19 protein-coding genes and 1 riboswitch are annotated in these 17,981 nt (G+C 42.0%); of the genes, 8 read left to right on the top strand and 11 right to left on the bottom strand.

The window, feature by feature from the left end:
- Nucleotides 1-7: 7 nt before the first annotated feature.
- The 7 genes from sat to pepF form a co-directional block, all read right to left on the bottom strand.
- Complete coding sequence (gene sat / locus A6749_RS23320; protein ID WP_066397596.1) at nt 8-1,156, bottom strand: sulfate adenylyltransferase; 1,149 nt, start codon at nt 1,154-1,156, stop codon at nt 8-10.
- A gap of 170 nt (nt 1,157-1,326) precedes the next feature.
- Nucleotides 1,327-2,379, bottom strand: a complete 1,053-nt coding sequence (locus A6749_RS23315; RefSeq protein WP_066397594.1) for an inorganic phosphate transporter — start codon at nt 2,377-2,379, stop codon at nt 1,327-1,329.
- Between the two features lie 13 nt (nt 2,380-2,392).
- On the bottom strand, nt 2,393-3,109 hold the full coding sequence (locus A6749_RS23310; protein WP_066397592.1) for a phosphoadenylyl-sulfate reductase: 717 nt from the start codon (nt 3,107-3,109) through the stop codon (nt 2,393-2,395).
- A gap of 101 nt (nt 3,110-3,210) precedes the next feature.
- Complete coding sequence (locus A6749_RS23305) at nt 3,211-3,339, bottom strand: YezD family protein (protein WP_407937538.1); 129 nt, start codon at nt 3,337-3,339, stop codon at nt 3,211-3,213.
- An 89-nt stretch (nt 3,340-3,428) separates the two neighbouring features.
- Nucleotides 3,429-3,529: riboswitch (SAM riboswitch) on the bottom strand.
- 183 nt (nt 3,530-3,712) lie between these two features.
- The gene (locus tag A6749_RS23300; RefSeq protein WP_066397578.1) at nt 3,713-4,552 is read right to left on the bottom strand and encodes a DUF4362 domain-containing protein; all 840 of its coding nucleotides are present in this window, start codon (nt 4,550-4,552) and stop codon (nt 3,713-3,715) included.
- A gap of 60 nt (nt 4,553-4,612) precedes the next feature.
- Nucleotides 4,613-5,224, bottom strand: a complete 612-nt coding sequence (locus A6749_RS23295) for an NAD(P)-binding protein (RefSeq protein WP_066397576.1) — start codon at nt 5,222-5,224, stop codon at nt 4,613-4,615.
- A gap of 845 nt (nt 5,225-6,069) precedes the next feature.
- Nucleotides 6,070-7,857 (bottom strand): oligoendopeptidase F, encoded by a 1,788-nt coding sequence (pepF, locus tag A6749_RS23290; RefSeq protein ID WP_066397573.1) that lies wholly within the window; start codon nt 7,855-7,857, stop codon nt 6,070-6,072.
- A gap of 266 nt (nt 7,858-8,123) precedes the next feature.
- Between pepF and A6749_RS23285 the strand changes: the two genes are divergently transcribed.
- Nucleotides 8,124-9,047: an MBL fold metallo-hydrolase gene (locus A6749_RS23285; RefSeq protein ID WP_066397571.1), complete on the top strand. Its 924-nt coding sequence runs from the start codon at nt 8,124-8,126 to the stop codon at nt 9,045-9,047.
- 110 nt (nt 9,048-9,157) lie between these two features.
- On the opposite strand, the gene A6749_RS28465 is transcribed toward A6749_RS23285, so the two are convergent.
- The 3 genes from A6749_RS28465 to A6749_RS28675 all read right to left on the bottom strand — a co-directional run bounded on the left by A6749_RS28465 (nt 9,158) and on the right by A6749_RS28675 (nt 10,177).
- Complete coding sequence (locus A6749_RS28465) at nt 9,158-9,334, bottom strand: hypothetical protein (protein ID WP_161487161.1); 177 nt, start codon at nt 9,332-9,334, stop codon at nt 9,158-9,160.
- Between the two features lie 324 nt (nt 9,335-9,658).
- Nucleotides 9,659-9,829: a Fur-regulated basic protein FbpA gene (locus A6749_RS27855; RefSeq protein ID WP_084797945.1), complete on the bottom strand. Its 171-nt coding sequence runs from the start codon at nt 9,827-9,829 to the stop codon at nt 9,659-9,661.
- Between the two features lie 207 nt (nt 9,830-10,036).
- The gene (locus A6749_RS28675) at nt 10,037-10,177 is read right to left on the bottom strand and encodes a hypothetical protein (RefSeq protein WP_164745590.1); all 141 of its coding nucleotides are present in this window, start codon (nt 10,175-10,177) and stop codon (nt 10,037-10,039) included.
- Between the two features lie 124 nt (nt 10,178-10,301).
- Here A6749_RS28675 and A6749_RS29025 point away from each other — a divergent pair, with 124 nt between their 5' ends.
- The 3 genes from A6749_RS29025 to A6749_RS23275 are packed head-to-tail and all read left to right on the top strand — an operon-like array spanning nt 10,302 to nt 12,153.
- A complete protein-coding gene (locus A6749_RS29025; protein ID WP_236719717.1) occupies nt 10,302-10,616 on the top strand; it encodes a hypothetical protein in 315 nt (104 codons plus the stop codon).
- On the top strand, nt 10,598-11,905 hold the full coding sequence (locus A6749_RS23280; RefSeq protein WP_236719716.1) for an aminotransferase class V-fold PLP-dependent enzyme: 1,308 nt from the start codon (nt 10,598-10,600) through the stop codon (nt 11,903-11,905). The genes A6749_RS29025 and A6749_RS23280 overlap by 19 nt, the downstream gene beginning before the upstream one ends.
- 53 nt (nt 11,906-11,958) lie before the next feature.
- Nucleotides 11,959-12,153: a hypothetical protein gene (locus tag A6749_RS23275; RefSeq protein WP_174842924.1), complete on the top strand. Its 195-nt coding sequence runs from the start codon at nt 11,959-11,961 to the stop codon at nt 12,151-12,153.
- 41 nt (nt 12,154-12,194) lie between these two features.
- Here the strand turns inward: A6749_RS23275 and A6749_RS23270 are convergent, their stop codons facing one another.
- A complete protein-coding gene (locus A6749_RS23270; protein ID WP_066397569.1) occupies nt 12,195-13,469 on the bottom strand; it encodes an MFS transporter in 1,275 nt (424 codons plus the stop codon).
- Between the two features lie 198 nt (nt 13,470-13,667).
- Between A6749_RS23270 and A6749_RS23265 the strand changes: the two genes are divergently transcribed.
- The 4 genes from A6749_RS23265 (at nt 13,668) to A6749_RS28670 (ending at nt 17,917) form a co-directional block, all read left to right on the top strand.
- Nucleotides 13,668-15,467 carry a sensor histidine kinase gene (locus A6749_RS23265; protein WP_066397568.1) on the top strand — a complete coding sequence of 600 codons (1,800 nt, stop codon included), beginning with the start codon at nt 13,668-13,670 and terminating at the stop codon, nt 15,465-15,467.
- Nucleotides 15,407-16,138 carry a LytR/AlgR family response regulator transcription factor gene (locus tag A6749_RS23260; RefSeq protein ID WP_066397566.1) on the top strand — a complete coding sequence of 244 codons (732 nt, stop codon included), beginning with the start codon at nt 15,407-15,409 and terminating at the stop codon, nt 16,136-16,138. The genes A6749_RS23265 and A6749_RS23260 overlap by 61 nt, the downstream gene beginning before the upstream one ends.
- Nucleotides 16,139-16,312: 174 nt before the next feature.
- Nucleotides 16,313-17,764 carry a carbon starvation CstA family protein gene (locus A6749_RS23255; protein WP_066397565.1) on the top strand — a complete coding sequence of 484 codons (1,452 nt, stop codon included), beginning with the start codon at nt 16,313-16,315 and terminating at the stop codon, nt 17,762-17,764.
- Complete coding sequence (locus A6749_RS28670; protein ID WP_164745641.1) at nt 17,765-17,917, top strand: hypothetical protein; 153 nt, start codon at nt 17,765-17,767, stop codon at nt 17,915-17,917.
- Nucleotides 17,918-17,981 lie beyond the last annotated feature (64 nt).

The following is a 17,981-nucleotide window of genomic DNA, read 5'->3' as shown; positions in this document are numbered from 1 at the left end:
ATCCCCCTTACACCACTGCGTTTTCTTTTAGACCTTCAATCAACACTTCGACAACCTCTTTACGGCTGAAGGTGGATGGCGGCAGAACGCCGGAACGCAGCATTTCTCTTACCTTTGTACCCGAAAGAATGACGCGGTCTTCGTTTGTATGCGGGCAGGTTTTATCGGAAGCCATTCCTTCGCATTTTGTGCAATAAAAGCTATGTTCAAAGAACAGAGGCTTGATCCCCAGCTCTTGCTCTGAAAATTCGTTAAATATTAGCTGGGCATCGTACGTTCCATAGTAATTGCCGACACCGGCATGGTCGCGGCCGACAATGAAATGGGTGCAGCCATAGTTTTTACGGGCAATCGCATGAAAAATAGCTTCCCTTGGACCGGCATAGCGCATGGCAGCAGGATGCACCCCAAGCTGGACGCGGTCTGCAGGATAATAGTTTTCCAGTAAAGCACGATAGCTTTTTAAACGTACATCGGCAGGGATGTCGTCAGACTTTGTTTCCCCGACAAGCGGATTCACGAACAATCCATCAACTGTTTCAAGCGCGGCCTTTTGAATGTATTCATGGGCGCGGTGAATCGGGTTACGAGTTTGGAAGCCGACCACTGTCTTCCAGCCTTTTTCTTCAAAAAGGGCTCTCGTTTGGTGTGGTTCAAACCAGACGTCGCCAAAAACCCCTTTTTCTGACTTTTTTACTAAGATGATATCCCCTGCCAAATATACAGGGCCTCTTTCAAATAGCCGTTTCACTCCCGGGTGCGCAAGTTCGTTTGTTTTATATACTTGAAGCGCCTCTTTTTCCAAATCCGGCTCATACCATTCGGAAACCTTGATCACGCCGTAAACCTCATTTTGAAAAACTAATTTGATTTCTTCGCCAATTGTTAATGCTTTTGCGGTTTCATATGATACGGGTAAGGTTACAGGTATCGACCAAATAATCTTGTCAGTAAGGCGCATATTTTCCACAACGGATTCATAATCGGCTTTTCCTAGGAAACCAGTCAACGGACTGAACACACCGACACCGATCAATTCCAGGTCACTAAGAGCAATCACATCGATTTCCAGTTCTTTTTCGATATGGGAAAAATCAAAGTTTGGATCATATGCTTGAACTAGTTTTCCTCCATGAGGCTGGGGTAAAAATGACATTTAAATCAGACCTTTCTTTTCTGTTTTTAGTTGTGTATATCGTTTTATTAGCGAATTTCATTGTTCTATTAGCGATTTCCTCGATTCTATTAGCGAATTAGGAGCCTTTATTAGCGATTTCCACTGTTTTATTAGCGAATTGAATTTCCAATAAAGGCTCAAGCAATTTTTTAAAGAAGCTCTTGTTTCGGATGCTTTGTTCGTTTCATTAAGGACAGAATCCCGAATACAGAAATCAACACCCCCACCATCGCGATGATCGGGTAAAAATTATGTTCAATCACCATTTGAATCAAGGTGTACGACAGCACCATCGATAAAACCGGTGAAACAAGCCAAACTGTCAGCAGCTGGACGACAATATCTTTTTTCAATACACTCTTCCCATGTTTTGCATAGCCGATTCCGATAATCGAGGATGTCGTGATCTGCGTCAGCGGAACTGGAATACCAAACATCGAAGCAACTGTCACGATACTTGCGCCTGTGCCGGAAATGACGCACCCTTCCTCAAGCTTCAAATTTGTTATTTTTTTGCCATTCGTCTCAAGGACACGCCTTCCTAGCAGCAAAACACCGAGCGCTACAAATAGTCCACCCCAGAGAATGCCCTTGTCTTTCGTGAGAATCCCGGCCCCGACAAGCGGGCCTACAGCATTTGCCACATTGTTCATCCCTGCAGAAAAGGCTTCGAACAGCCCCATAAAGACAACCAGCAACGATAGAAATGGAACAGTTTTTCGGACCGACACCAGCCTTTGCACTAGCCTGCTTTTTAACAGGTAGGAGGCAGCGATGGCAATGATAAAAGCGGCAAATGGTGTCAATAGCCAGAACAACATAATCCACAAAAGACTCCCGACAAATACCGACTGATAAACAATTCCCGCGCCGACAACTGCACCCACCGCCACTTCACTGGTAGACAGCGGGATGCCGAAGATATTAGCGAGAAATAACGACAATGCCGCGGATGCCAAAACAATTAGGGCTATCGGAACGGTAAATGTATGTGAGGGAACAATGCCGCTCCCAATTGTTTTCACGACCTCACCGCCACCAAGCCAAGCCCCTAGAAATACTGCAACACTACATAGCAGTAAAGCGATACCTTTTTTGACTACGCCTGATCCATAGGCAATTCCCATGGATGCGGCTGCACCGCTTCCGCCAATATTCATGGCAAAAAACAAACCGATGATGATAGCGAGTATCAAAAGCATTGTCATTTCCTCCTTAACGGGTGTGCAGGCCGCACTCCGTCTTGCTGCTGCCTGCCCACCGTCCTGCACGAGAATCCCCATCAGCTAGAACTTGCTGAGTACAAGGAAAGCAGCCAATGCTCGGGTACTGCTGATCATGCAAAATATTATACGGGAGATCATTTTTTCGAATATGGGACCAAACATCGTCCCACGTCCAATGAATTAACGGGCAAATTTTAACGTTCTTGAATTTTTCATCCCTATTAATAAACTCGGTGTTTGCCCTATTCGGCGATTGCTCTCGGCGAAGCCCGGAGATCCACGCCTGTTTCGTCACCAACGTTTCCCTTAACGGAATCACCTTTCGAAGCTCGCAGCATTTATTCGGTTCTCGTTTCCATAAGGCCGAACCGTATTGTGCAGCTTGGTCTTCAAGGGTAATGGCCGGCTGCTTGCGCTCGATTCTCAGGCTCGGGAATCGTGCTTCAATTTTGTCAATCACATCATAGGTTTCTAAAAAATGTAACCCTGTATCGAGAAACACAATATGGGCATGCGGCTTCACCTGTTGGATCAAGTCAATCAGTACAATCGCTTCAGCGCCAAAACTGGAGGCATAAACAATTTGATTTTTTGAATAGGAATTGTAGGCCCATTCCAAAACAGCCCTAGCACCTTTAGTTTCATCCTCGATGGGAAAGGTACCTGATATTGACCGCCAATTTTCATATGTTACGGTAGTTGACATTGCGGTAATCCTCCTTTATTTTTTCGGCGGGCCGCCTTTTTCAATAAAAAAAGGCAGTCTGCCACGTTTGTTAACATGGAGACCGCCTCTAGTTTGTCTAGTCAGCGTTTTTTATTTGATTGAAGACGAACCTTTTCATTTTTTTCAATTTGGACTATCTTGCCATCCTGAACCACCAGAGTGATGGATCCAAATTTTAAAGATTCCAGCATTTTCTCAAGATGTGATATTAGTTCCTCTCGATCCTCTATGTTCAGTTGATTCGCCTCCTTTTCGTAAAAAAATCCTCTCCAGTTGGGAAAGGAATTACACAGTAATTACCTTATCTCCCAAAATGACGTCATTTTGCTGGAATTGGCACCTTGCTGGGCAGGTTGCCGGGCTTCATTGGACCAGTCCCTCAGCCACTCTTGATAAGAATTAGTTATTTGATGAAATTAATCCTACCATACCTATAGGTTTTCTGCAATTAGTAAACGAGCAATTTTTTGAAAAAATATAAAATTGGGCCATTGGACTCACTTCCAGGTTAATTAGGGACTAAAAAATAGCTGGAAGGACTACCTTTTCAAAGGAATTGTCGTTTCCAGCTGTCGTAGGATTCTATTCATCATTTCCCTTAACTTTAGGAAGTGTTTCATAAGTTGGATTTTTCTTTAGGATTGTCAAAATGTCATGAACAAGTTTTGTCATTTCTTTACCTTCCGGGCTGTGATCACACTCAGTCCATTCAAAGTGGCGTTCACCTGAATTAATCCAGACATTTAGCTCATAGCTCTTATTTGGTTTTTTATTACATTTTGTTGTTAAGTTTTTATCACCTAGGTAATTTGATAATTTCAGCAGCTTGTAGATTTGATTCATTTCCTTCTTGGAAAATTGAAAGTCACTTACTGCAACGGTTTCACCGTTTTGTAAGTCCTTGATTAACCTTTCCTCTTTAGTATTAATCTCGTTTTTCTTGCCGACGCCATATTTTAACTCGAAAGCAAAATTGTCCTCTTTGTCCACATCATGAAAAATCGTTAGCAATCCCTTCATCGACTCATTCTCGCACCCGGTTAATATGTAATTAGTTTCTGTCTCTAAATCTTGTTTTTGAATTCCTTTACAAATCGACTTTGTTACGGCGCCCTGACCAAATTCATCCTCTCTCGTGTCCATGGTAAATGTTAATTTAGAATCAGCGTAATCTAAATCGTGGTAAATCGGGTCGCCTTCGGTCGTATAACGTGTCAGCCTCACCTTATCCTTCATCTCATTCTTCACATTATTAATAAAAGCATCCAAGCGCACAATGTTTTGCAATTGGCCATGTGTTTCGACTATCTCATTATTAGCCGTTAACCTCTTGTCCTTTAGCGGAATTCCCGCTGTTTGGCAAGAAGAAAAAATAGCACAGAGTATCAATATGAAAATAAATATAAAAACCTTTCTATCCAATTTAGCCACACCCTTTTAAAAAATGTGACGAAAATGGAAAAGAAAGGTTTCAAATCAGTATTATTCCCCTAATGATTCAATACGGTTAAGGAACTCCGCTCTTTCCTGCTCATTTATCCGATACCGGTCATCTAAAATCTCTTCTAAGAGCTTATTTTTTTCTTCAGGCGAAATATTGAGCTTTTTCAGCTTGGTTCTGCATTGTGACAGGAATTCCACATAAGTTCCCCATGTCTGATCAAATTGGAATGCCAAATCTTGCTTTAGTTTGCGTGTTAGCTTCGGACTTGCTCCATTGGTGGTTATCGCAATTTGCAGCTGTCCCCGCTCGAGGACTGCCGGAAAAATTACATTCCCGTTCTCTGCTTCATCCACCACACATACTAATTGATTAGGTGAAAGCTGCTTCGCCAAAGCGGTATTGATTTGGCCGTCGTTTGTTGCCAGAATGACAACAAACGCATCATTTAAGTCAGCTGGTTTTGCTTCTCTCTGGATGACCGTATATCCTTTTCTCTTGGATAACTCCAGCACAGCTTCACTAAAATCTGGTGCAACAAAGGTAATCTCCGGATGTTCCGTTTCCAACGTCTTGGCCTTTCTTGCCGCAATATTGCCCCCGCCAACAATGACTATTTTTTTCCCGGTTAAATTGATAAAAAACGGCTGCATACTTTTTACCACTTGCCTTTACTTTTCTATTACACTTTTAGAGAAAGTTCATTGACGAAAATTTGTGAAACTGCTGTATTTTGGGCAATGCAAGCCTCGTCCATTGACCAATTTCCATCTAATCACCGACTTTTGGGCAATGCAGGCCCCATCCATTGACTAATTTCCATCTAATCACCGATTTTTGGGCAATGCAAGCCCGGTCCATTGACCAATTTCCATCTAATCACCGATTTTTGGGCAATGCAAGCCCCATCCATTGACTAATTTCCATCTAATCACCGATTTTTGGGCAATGCAAGCCCCGGCCATTGACTAATTTCCATCTAATCATCGATTTTTGGGCAATGCAAGCCCCGTCCATTGACCAATTTCCATCTAATCACCGATTTTTGGGCAATGCAAGCCCCGGCCATTGACTAATTTCCATCTAATCACCGATTTTTGGGCAATGCAGGCCTCGTCCATTGACCAATTTCCATCTAATCACCCGATTTTTGGGCAATGCAGGCCCCGGCCATTGACCAATTTCCATCTAATCACCGATTTTTGGGCAATGCAGGCCCCGGCCATTGACCAATTTCCATCTAATCACCGATTTTGGGCAATGCAAGCCCCATCCATTGACTAATTTCCATCTAATCAGCGATTTTTGGGCAATGCAGCCCCCGGCCATTGACCAATTTCCATCTAATCACCGATTTTTGGGCAATGCAAGCCCCGGCCATTGACCAATTTCCATCTAATCACCGATTTTTGGGCAATGCAGGCCCCGTCCATTGACCAATTTCCATCTAATCACCGATTTTTGGGCAATTGAGCTTCCCAAAATACTTCCCCGCTTTCTATTCGGCAAACTCCGTAACCAGCTGATCAAACCGCTTCAATGCGTCGGCGATCGGCTCAGATGTTGTTAAATCGACACCGGTTTTCTTTAACAATTCCAGCGGATAATCCGAGCCTCCGCTTCTTAAAAACACTAAATAGCAAGCCAATGTCGTTTCATCGCCGGCTAACAGCTTTTCAGCAATATGAATCGCTGAAGCGAAGCCTGTAGCGTATTTATACACATAAAACGGACGATAAAAATGCGGGATTCTCGACCAGCCGTATTTCACTTCCTCATCAAACACCACTTCATCACCGTTGTATTGTCTGAACAGTGATTCGTAGATATTATTAAACGCCTCAGCGTTTAGCGGTGTACCGGCTTCCGCCAATTCATGGGTTATTTTTTCAAACTCGGCAAACATCACTTGGGTGAAAAATGTTCCCCTAAATTGATCAATAAAATGATTCAGCAAATGCTTTCGGACCATTTCGTCTGTCTCGTTTTTCAGTAAATAATTGATCAAGAGCACTTCATTTACCGTAGAAGCGACCTCGGCGACGAAAATGCTGTACCCGGCCGAGATTCTAGGCTGATGCTTGCTGGAATAATACGAATGCATCGCATGACCGAACTCGTGAATCATTGTAAACATACTGTCCAAATCATCATGATGATTCAGTAAAACAAACGGGTGAACGCCGTAAACTCCCAAGTTGTAGGCACCGGAACGCTTACCCGGTGTTTCCCTGATATCAATATAGCGGGTATCCTTGAATGTTTTCAAAGTCGAAACATACTCTTCTCCAAGCGGCGCCAACGCTTTTAAAATTGTTTCATAAGCTTCATCATAGGAAATCTCCAATTTAACACCCTTAACAAGCGGTACATTCAAATCGTATTGACGAAGCTCTTCTACGGCGAGCTTCTCTTTCCTTAACGCAGTATAACGGTGAAGGGGAGTAATATTTGCCTTTGTCGACATAATTAGATTTTCATAAACCTCTTTCGGAACCATGTCACCGAACAGCCCTTTTTCTAAAGCGGACGGATAGTTTCGCAGCCGTGCAAGGGTCACATTCGTTTTAATATTCGAAGCAAGTGTCGAAGCGATCGAATTTTTCAATTGCAGATATGGTTTGTAATAGGCTTTATATGCCTCCCGCCGCTTATCTCGGTTCTCGTCTTCAATTAATTTGGAATACATCCCGCGGGTTAATTCTACCTTTTCACCATCGTCCTTTGTAACCTCACCAAACTTAATGTCGGCGTTGTTCAACATATTAAACGTATGGCTTGGAGAAGATAGGGCTTCACCTAGCTGAGAAAGAATTTCCTCTTTTTCCTTGCTCAACACATGTGCTTTATAGCGAAATGAATCGAAGAGATCCTGTTCAAAATATTTCAGACGCGGCTCCTGTTCGATATATTCCTTCAATGTGCTTTCTTCCAAGCTTAGTAAAAATGGCATGAAAAACGAAGATGCTGCACTCATTTTGACTGCCAGCTGCTTGGCACGGTCGACTAAAGACTGTGCTGCTGTATCCCGTGTGTCGACATCGGCCTGAAGCATCCCATAAACATACACAAGATTGAATTTACTCGAAACTTCTTCTTTTTCGGATAAATACTGATAAAGCGAAGCCCCGTCATGGATTGCCCCATCAAACTGTTTTAATTTTGGCAGCATCGTTTCAATAAATTGATAATCTTTTTCCCAATCGGCGGTGGAGACATAAAGATCCTCGAAGCGCCACTTTTCTATCTCTGGTACATCTGCTCTTGATTGATATGTAACCGTCATTGTTATCCCCTCCAATTATATCCATACTTTATTTTACCATTAACCCAGACACGAAATCTCGATTCTACATAATTGAGGGTGATTTCTACGTAATTACAGCGCAATTTTACATAATGGAGCTTTTTTCTACAAAAACCACGGTCATTTATACATAATTCCAAATTAATTCTTCAAATATTGGAATTATTTAGGTCGGAATCGTATTTTTGCCGATAGTGATTGAATGTCGTATAATTTAAGCAAAAATCCAATATCAAGGTGGAAATATGCGAAAAAGATATGAAAATTTAGATGCGGTTAGAAGCAATAAATCGATGAAGGATATGCTGCGCTGGAGTAAGGAAAGGCGTAGCAAGGTAAAGGATTTAACAAAACAAATTGAACAATCCCCGGACAAAAAAATAAACGAACTTCAAGTAAATAGAAGCCGAACTTCCTTTACATGGATTGGCCATTCCACTTTTTTCATCCAAATGAATGGACTTAATATCTTGACCGATCCAGTGTGGGCTAAACGCATGGGTTATGAAAAACGCTCGACGGAGCCGGGGATTGCCATGGACGACATGCCGGAAATCGATGTTGTCGTGATTTCTCATGGCCATTATGACCATTTGGATTTTCCAACGTTAAAACGGTTAAAAGGAAATCCGCACTTTTTTGTTCCTGCCGGCTTGAAACGGCCATTGATTAGAAGAGGCTATCGAAATGTTACTGAAATGAATTGGTGGGACAGCATCGAACACCAAGGAATCACGATTCATTTTGTTCCAGCGCAGCATTGGACGAGGAGAACGCTGACTGATATCAATACCTCCCACTGGGGCGGGTTTATTTTTCAATCTTGGAAAGAAACGTATTATTTTGTCGGCGATACCGGTTACTTTCCCGGATTTCAACAAATTGCCGAACGGTTTAATATTGATACCGTTTTTATGCCCATCGGAGCTTACGAACCGGAGTGGTTTATGGCGCCTGCCCACATTTCTCCAGAGGACAGTGTTAAAGCGTTTATCGAGCTGGAGGCAAAATATTTCGTTCCGATGCACTATGGTACATACCGATTAGCGGACGACACCGGACCTGAGGCATTAGAGCGCCTGCATCTAGCCTGGAAAAAGCATGGCCTGCCTGAAGAACAGCTAAAGGTGCTGTTAATTGGCGGGACAATTTTCGAGGGCGGTGCCTGACACCAAAGTTTGTTTCTATATCCAAATAGCGATTTCATGAGCCTTAACTTCTAAATTTCGGAGAAAAAAAGAGCCCTGAGGCTCATGAAAAACACTTTTTCTATTATTATTTAGAATAAACCGCCGCGTAATCTTCTTTGTCTTTCAAATTCGAAGCGTCGTCTTCTTTCTATTTCAAATCGACGTCTTCTTTCTATTTCGATTTCAATTTCAATTCTTCTTCTTCTCTCAATTTCAATTTCAATTTCGACTTCGATTGGTACAAAACGTCTTGGGAATATAAACATAAAAGAATAACCTCCTTTCAATACGAGATATTTTAGAAAAAAGGGCATTACTTTCCATTATCTTTTTAATAGCCCATAAAAGAAGTTCCTACGATGATTATGCGAAGAGAGATTACTCTCCTCAATCTATTTATATTTGTTTTTTTTAAAATAGTTTGGACAAGCATCAATAAGTTTGAAAAAATCCGCAATAACCTTATAAATATTTTTTAAATAATATTAAAGAGCTTGGCATTTGTCCAAGCTCTTTGTTTTACCTATTTAATATTTAGAAAGTTTTTTCCTAATTCCAGAAGCCGTACCTTTCAAATTGTTTTCTAAGTATTATAAAGTAACCGCCTCGCAATTGCGGATTTCTTGATAAACCGTTTCTAATTCTGATAAGCTGCCTTCGTACAGGTGCTTATCATTAATTTTAAATATGCCTGATTTTATTAGTTTTTCAATCAAAATTTGTCTTTCATCCTGGACAGCATCTTGAAGAAAATCATTCATTCAGGATCCCTCCATTCATTTTAACGCAAACTCCTTTCCTACACATCGCCATTATACATAATGTTTACCCCATAAAATGTCGAATAAACAGATGATAACCGAATTGTTAAAGATCCTTAATGAACGCCAAGATATAAGGAGTGAAATTTAATCATTTTGTTATATTTGTTATTTTAAAAATAAAAACGAAGGAGACCTCTCCCTCGTTTACTGCCCGTCTGCGCCATTTTGAGTTACTTTTCTTATTTGGTTATTATTAAAGTGATCCTCACGAGCAGCTTCTACCTTGTCGTCCAATAATTTCTTTTGATCAGCAACGATCGATGTCACATGTTTTTTCTTTGCCACAATCATCCCTCCTTTACCAGCCTTTTTATTTTGCTTATTTTTTCAAAAAATAACCAGATTTCCTTTATAATAAAAGTAAATATTCTCCAACTAAAGAAATAATCGTAGAAAGGATTGAAGGTCATTGAGAGAAAATCATGATTACTTTTTCAAAATTGCCGACAGACCCGCGGAATTTACGCAAATCCATGAACTAAATTACCATACGTTTTCTGAAGAAATCCCGCAGCATCCAAAAAATTTGGAAAAAAAGCTAATAGATTCGTTTCATGAAGAAAATACATATATTATTTGTTTGAAACAAGAGGAAGTGATCGGCATGATTGCCATCCGTGCACAACTCCGTTTTCGCTCGATCGAAAAATCGGTCCCGTTGAAGAATCACTTCCCTTTACGATTCAGAAGCCATGTGAAATCAGATTGCTCGCAGTTAAAATAGACTATCGCCAAGGGCGCGTATTTCTTGGTTTGGTCCAATTTTTAATCAAATATTGCTTAAAAAACGGCTATGATATTGCCTTGATATCCGGTACAGTCCGGCAATTAAAACTATATGGACAGATGGGTTTCCAGCCCTTCGCTATGCTTACTGGGGCAATTGAAGCAAGTTACCAGCCCATGTATTTAACAAAGGAAACCTTTGAAGCATCCATTGCAGGCAGATTGCTCCGCCCGCCGACAGCCTTTTTACCGGGACCCGTTTCGATTTCAGATGAAGTAAGAGCAGCATTTGACAAAGACCCTTATTCTCATCGCTCGGCGTTTTTCAAAGACAAAATGGATCATGTTAAAGAACAATTGTGCAGGCTGGTGGACTGCCGGTATACCCAAGTATTGCTTGGTACGGGAACACTGGCAAATGATTTGGTGGCTGCACAGCTTTCATTGGAAACTGGCAGAGGTGTTATTTTAACAAACGGCGAGTTTGGAAGCCGTCTAGTGGAACAAGCACAAAGAGCTGGGCTTGATTTTGATGTATTAGATAAAGAATGGGGCCTTCCTTTTTCACATGAGGAAATAGCTGCGTGTATTACTGATGAAACGGCATGGATCTGGGCCGTTCATAGCGAAACCTCGACTGGAATGCTTAATAAATTAAATATTCTTAAAGCTGTGGCACAAGAACATCAGCTGAAGCTTTGTCTTGATTGCATTAGCTCAATCGGGGCGGTCGATCTTGATTTATCGGGGGTGTTTTTAGCTACTGGTGTCAGCGGAAAGGCGCTTAAATCCTATACAGGGCTTTCGTTTGTTTTTCATCATCACAAGGTGGCTCCATCACCTCTGTTACCGACATATCTTGATCTCGGGACATATGCAGAGAAGGAAAGCATCCCATTCTCACAGTCTTCTAACCTAGTGGAAGCCCTTTTAACAGCAATCAATAGCGTTACACAAGAACGTTTGGCGAAGATTGCCGCGATACATCAGTCTATTCGTCAAAAGTTATCGAAGTATGGTTTCCAGCTTATAACGGCTGAGGAAAACAGCTCGCCAATCATTGTGACGGTTCCACTGCCTAAAACCACGCCATCCTCTACTGTCGGTGAACTGCTCTACTGCAACGGATATCTGCTTCATTACGAAAGCGAATATTTACGGCAGCAAAACTGGATACAAATCGCCTGCATCGAAGACTACTCTAAAGAACAAATTGAGAAAATGGCCTATTTATTCCATCAGGCATACAAATCATGGTGTCAGGCACCGAAAATTATGGTACAATAAAAGTAAATAATATCCAGAATTAGGGATTATTATTTATAAAGGGGTGAACCATTATGTGGCTATTGATAATAATAGGTGGACTATTAGGTTTTGGCTTTGTCGTTGACATGTGGTATAAGAAGAAAGGGATTCAACAAATCGACCCCGAAGAAAATGCTAAACACGTTTCGAATTCCGAACGAATCTATACAGAATCATATATGCACAATATGAAAAATGACTTTAACAGTCACGGTGGCGGCTTTTAATTTTAAAAATGGCTTGGAGATTCCAAGCCATTTTTTATTTATTAATTAGATATACTGAACTCCGTTTGGCTTGCCCCCTGCCGCTGTTCCTTTATAAGGATTCCCCCAATAAAACCTATTAAGGTGAAGACGACCGGAATGATAAAACCATAGTAATAGCCGACACTGCTAGGGGCACCATGAAAGTGGTCTAGTACTTTTCCAAATAGGCTCGGCAAAAGAACGGCACTAATAAAGCCGCCGGTATTTGCAAATCCTGAGACGACGCCAACCTCCTTCATTGGAAACGACTGGCGCACGACCGCAAAGGTTAAAGCACTCGCACCATTCCCAAATCCAATCAAGAAGAAAAGCGTAACCAGTAAGAAAAATGGCGGTTTCCCGCTAAATAATAAAAATGCAGCCCAGCTTGTAAAAATAATAATATGAACGGCAACATACGTTTTCTTAATAGAATGTAATTTACCCGAAATCCAGCTTCCTGCCGGTGCGCCAATGATTGCCCCGACTAGCCCAATCATAATCAGCTGACTTGAACCGGAGCGGGACATGTCAAAAACATGCATCCCATATGGCACTGCCCATGAGCCGATAAAACCTACATATGTACCGACCGCGCCAAAGTGGCAAAAGAAAGTGGCCCAAGCTTGGCGGGTGGAAAAAATACGGCGTAATAGAACAAGTGGATTTTCCCGCTGCTTTACAGCTTTTACTTTTGCTTTTGAAGTGGTTGAGGCGTTTCCCTGCGGTATTTTTACTAGTATAAAATAAAGTATAATACCAATCAGACATAAGAGGATTCCTGTTGTTAAAAACGGCGGGCGCCATCCAAAATCAGAGATCCATTTGGAAAACGGAACCGTCGCAAGCAGAAAGCCAAAGCTCCCGGTCATCCCGGCCACACCGAGTAAGCCCACAAATTCATTTACCTTGAACCAAATGCTTAATATCAGAACAAGGTTGACCCAAATGGCTGCATCCCCCGCCCCCACCAACAACCTGGCAATTAAAAGAATAAATTCATTCGGGGCAATGCTGTAAATCAACGTCCCGATTCCGTTAAGTAATGTTCCTATAATTAGGAAATAATTCGGTCCAAATCGGTCGGATAAGATCCCAATTGGAATTTGCAAGCCGGCATATGCTAAAAATTGAATACTAGTGAGTAATCCAATCATCGATGCAGTTATATTAAATTCTTTCATTAGCTGGTCAGAAATTAATCCGGGCGCCGTTCTTTGGCTTACGATAATAAAGTAGGCAAACAGCACGCTGGCAAACACGACCCAACGATACTTGTTATTTTGTTTATTCACGTTTCACTACTCCTGCTAACTATTGTATTTTCCTATTATACTCTTTATTTTTCCTATGGGAATGGTAAATATTAATGTAGGCGTTTTCTTGTTGGCCTATATTTTTCACCCCGCCCTCAATTTACGATTTTTCAAAAAACTGCTAGAATAATAGGTAAAGAAACTGCTTTCATTGAACAATGAGGAGGGGAGCCCAGTATGCTGGAATTGTTGGTAACGATGGTGGAACGGCTGGGAATTCTGGTGACGATTGCCTTCGTGTTAACGAGATTCCCCTTTTTCCGCAGTATGATTTACGAGAATCAATTAAACCGAAAGCAGCAAATCACTGCCATTCTATTTTTTGGTTTTTTCGGCATCATTGGTACCTATTCTGGGTTAACCCTCAGTGCCGATAGCCTGAAATTTAATAAATGGACTTCGGGCCTTAACAGCGATGAAGCGATTGCCAATTCCCGCGTGATCGGCGTTGTCTTGGCCGGACTTCTCGGCGGCTACCGGGTCGGAATCGGCGCCGGACTCCTAGCAGGAATACACCGGTTTACTCTAGGCGGCTTTACTGCCATTTCCTGCGGCTCGGCAACGATTATTTCAGGAATCCTCGCAGGGCTGTTTTACCGAAAAAATAAGCATGTAAACTTAAGCTCCGCCTTCTTCATCGGAGCCCTTGCCGAATCGATGCAAATGCTGATTATTTTACTGCTGTCCCACCCGTTTGAAAAGGCTTGGACTTTGGTAAAAATCATTGGGCTGCCGATGATCATCGCAAACGGACTGGGATGTGCATTATTTCTATTAATTATCAAAAGTGTGATAAACGAAGAGGAAAAGGTCGGGGCAATTCAAGCACAAAAGACACTCTTGATTATGAAAAAAACACTGGCCCACTTGCGAAACGGTCTAAACACAGAATCTGCCCAAGCTGCCTGTCAAATCATTCATAAAGAACTGAATACAATCGCTGTGTCGATTACCAACGCGTCGGAAATATTAGCTCATGTCGGGCTCGGCGATGATCATCATCGTTCGAATAATCCGTTTCAAACCCAAATTACCTGGGATGTTATTCATAAAGGGGAAATTGTCACAGCGGACCACGAGTCCATTAACTGCCGTGTCAAAGGCTGCAAATTGGGGGCTGCGGTCATCGCCCCGTTAAAACAGAGGGGAAAAACGATCGGAACTTTAAAATTTTATTTCCGTTCGGAGAAGGAAATTACTCCTGTCATCATGGAATTGATCACCGGTCTCAGTGCCCTGCTTAGCAACCAGCTGGAATTAGCTGATTCCGATAAAGCTCACCAGTTGGCTAAAGAAGCGGAAATCAAGGCGCTGCAAGCACAAATCAGCCCTCATTTTCTTTTTAATACATTGAATACGATTCTTTCATTAATAAGGGTCAATCCTACCAAGGCCCGGAAATTGCTTGTTTATTTGTCGCATTTTCTACGGCAAAATTTATCGGTGACGACGCAAAGTTTAACAACCTTAGAGCAGGAGTTAAAGCAGGTACAGGCCTATCTTGCAATTGAAGAAGCTAGATTCGCAGATAAATTGACAATTATCTATGAGATTGAGGACCATGCCCTTATGCAAGGAATCCCACCCCTTACCCTGCAGCCAATAGTTGAAAATGCGGTAAAACATGGCATGAAGGATAAGGAAAGTGACTGTATAATTAAAATCACGATTTTCACTCAAAACCATGCCGTCTATGTAAAAATAAAGGATAATGGTCATGGAATGAGCAAGCAGCGGTCTGAGCAAATTTGCAAAACACCTATTTCTTCTGAAACAGGGAGCGGCGTAGCACTATATAATGTTAACCGCAGGCTGACCACCATGTTTGGCGACCATGCCGCCCTTAAAATAAAAAGTGAACTGGAGCAAGGGACAGAAATTTCCTTTTCTATCCCCTATACGGAGGTGGAAACCCAATGGAACAACCCATCCGAACACTCATTGCCGACGATGAGCCGTACAGCCGGGATGAATTAAAACACTTGCTGGGAGAATATCCATCGATTCAGATTATCGACGAAGCTGAATCAGGAGAGGCAACCATCATGAAGGCGATTCAGATGCAGCCTGATGTTGTTTTTCTCGACGTTGAAATGCCGAAAATGAACGGGATGATGGCAGCCAAAGCATTGATGGAGTTAAAAAAGGCACCATTAGTCGTATTTGCGACGGCCTATCCGCAGTTTGCCGCTGAAGCCTTTCGCTATGATGCCGTTGACTATTTGCTGAAGCCTTATGATGAAGAACAATTACAAGAAACGATTAAACGGATTGAAAAGAAGCTCCATCCCGCGAAAGATCTTGATCCCGGAAAATCAACGGGAAAGCTTGCTGTCGAATCAGATGGGGAAATTTATTATCTGGAACCAAAAGATCTTCTCTATATTGTCAGGGATGAAAAGCTTACGAAACTGATGACCAAGAGTGGCGAATTTGAAACAAAAACACCGCTTAAGGACTTGGAGAGCCGTTTGATTGGCTATGGTTTTTTCCGTATTCATAAAAGCTTTCTCGTTAATCTCGAACATGTTACAAGACTTTCACCGTGGTTCAACGGTGCTTATCAATTACAAATAGAAGGAAGAAAAGAAATGCTGTCGGTCAGCAGAAATTATGTTAAAGCACTGAGGGCTAAATTGGAAATATGACTTTGTTCCTATTAAATGTGAACATTTTCTTAATTTTTTGCATTTTAGTCCTTCTAACAAACATCATAACCTTGAATTTCTACCTTTTAATCTCAAATCCCCCCCTTTCCTTGCTTCTTTTTTATACTAAACTATGTAACCGCATTCATTATTCTTTTTAAAGGGGGAAGAAAATTGTATACATTTTTAGCGGGCATTGCCCTATTAGTTATCGGTTATTTTACTTATGGTAAATTTGTAGAAAAAATATTCGGAGTAAAGGAAGAGCGAGCAACACCAGCCTATGTGAATAACGACGGTGTTGACTATGTGCCGATGAGCACCTCCAAGAATTCCTTAATTCAGCTATTAAACATTGCCGGAACAGGCCCAGTTTTCGGTCCAATAATGGGTGCGCTTTACGGACCCGTTGCATTTATCTGGATCGTGGTTGGCTGTATTTTTGCCGGAGCCGTACATGACTATTTAACAGGCATGATTTCCATCCGTAACAAAGGTGCTCATCTACCTGAGCTGGCGAGCAAATTTTTAGGCAAAGTGATGAAACACGTGGTAAATGCCTTTGCTGTCCTATTATTATTATTAGTTGGTACGGTGTTTGTTTCAACACCAGCTGCTTTATTAAACGTATTAATGAACGGTAAGATTGCCCTTGGGATTATTATCGCTGCCATTTTCCTTTATTACATCTTGGCAACATTGCTTCCGGTTGATAAAATCATCGGACGCCTATATCCATATTTTGGTGCATTGTTGGTCATCAGTGCAGTTGGTGTCGGAATCGGACTAGTCGCAACCGGTGCACCAATTCCGGAGCTTTCATTCCAAAATTTCCATCCTGCAAATGCACCGATTTTCCCATTAATTTTCTTTACGATTACATGCGGTGCGCTTTCAGGATTCCATGCAACACAAACACCGATTATTTCTCGTACGACACAGAAGGAAGCACAAGGACGCAAAATCTTCTACGGTATGATGATTGCAGAAGGAATCATTGCGATGATCTGGGCTGCTGCGGCGATGAGCTTATTCGATGGTTATAACGGCTTGAACGACCTGCTTGCTGCCGGCGGTCCTGGTGCGATTGTCAGCGCCGTTTCCACAAAAATGATGGGTGCGATTGGTGGTACGCTTGCTGTTCTTGGTGTTGTGGTTCTGCCAATCACTTCTGGTGACACAGCATTCCGCTCTGCTCGGATGATTATTGCGGAATACTTAAATATTGCACAAAAGAAATTTTCCAGCCGTCTATGGATTGCGATTCCGTTATTTGCGATTTCCGTAGTGTTAACGCAAATCGACTTTAACATTTTATGGCGTTACTTCAGCTGGGCAAACCAAGCGACTGCCGTTATTGCCCTATTCGTCGGTGCGATGTATTTATATATTGCTAGAAAGAATTACTGGATTTCGCTTGTTCCTGGTTCATTTATGCTAGTAATGGTTATTACTTACATCCTGAATGCGCAAATCGGTTTTGGACTCCCGATGAACGTTGCCTGGATTGGCGGTTTCGTAGGTGCTGCGGTGTTAATCGCCTTATTCTTCCGTGCAGCTGCGAAGGCCCGTGCCAATAACCTTCCGCTCGAAGTTGACGTTTCCGACTGGAATCAGGTGGCATAAGTGGGCTGCTGTAGTCCGGAATATCGGAAGGTTGTCAATGAACAGGAAGCAAAGATTAACCAGAAGGAAAAGGATTCCATCCCCCTTTTGGCAAAAATCATCTTTAGTATCATAACGGTTGCAGCTATTACGATTTTGGCTTTTCAACTGTAGAAACGGGGTGCACGCTCTTTAGGGCGTGCACTTTTTATGTGGATTGCGGAAAATTTTTCCGTTA

Origin of the sequence: Neobacillus mesonae, from assembly GCF_001636315.1 — a bacterium.
Lineage (GTDB): Bacteria > Bacillota > Bacilli > Bacillales > Cytobacillaceae > Neobacillus > Neobacillus mesonae.
Note: the sequence above shows the minus strand (reverse complement) of the source record. Positions and strands in the feature narration are given on the sequence as shown.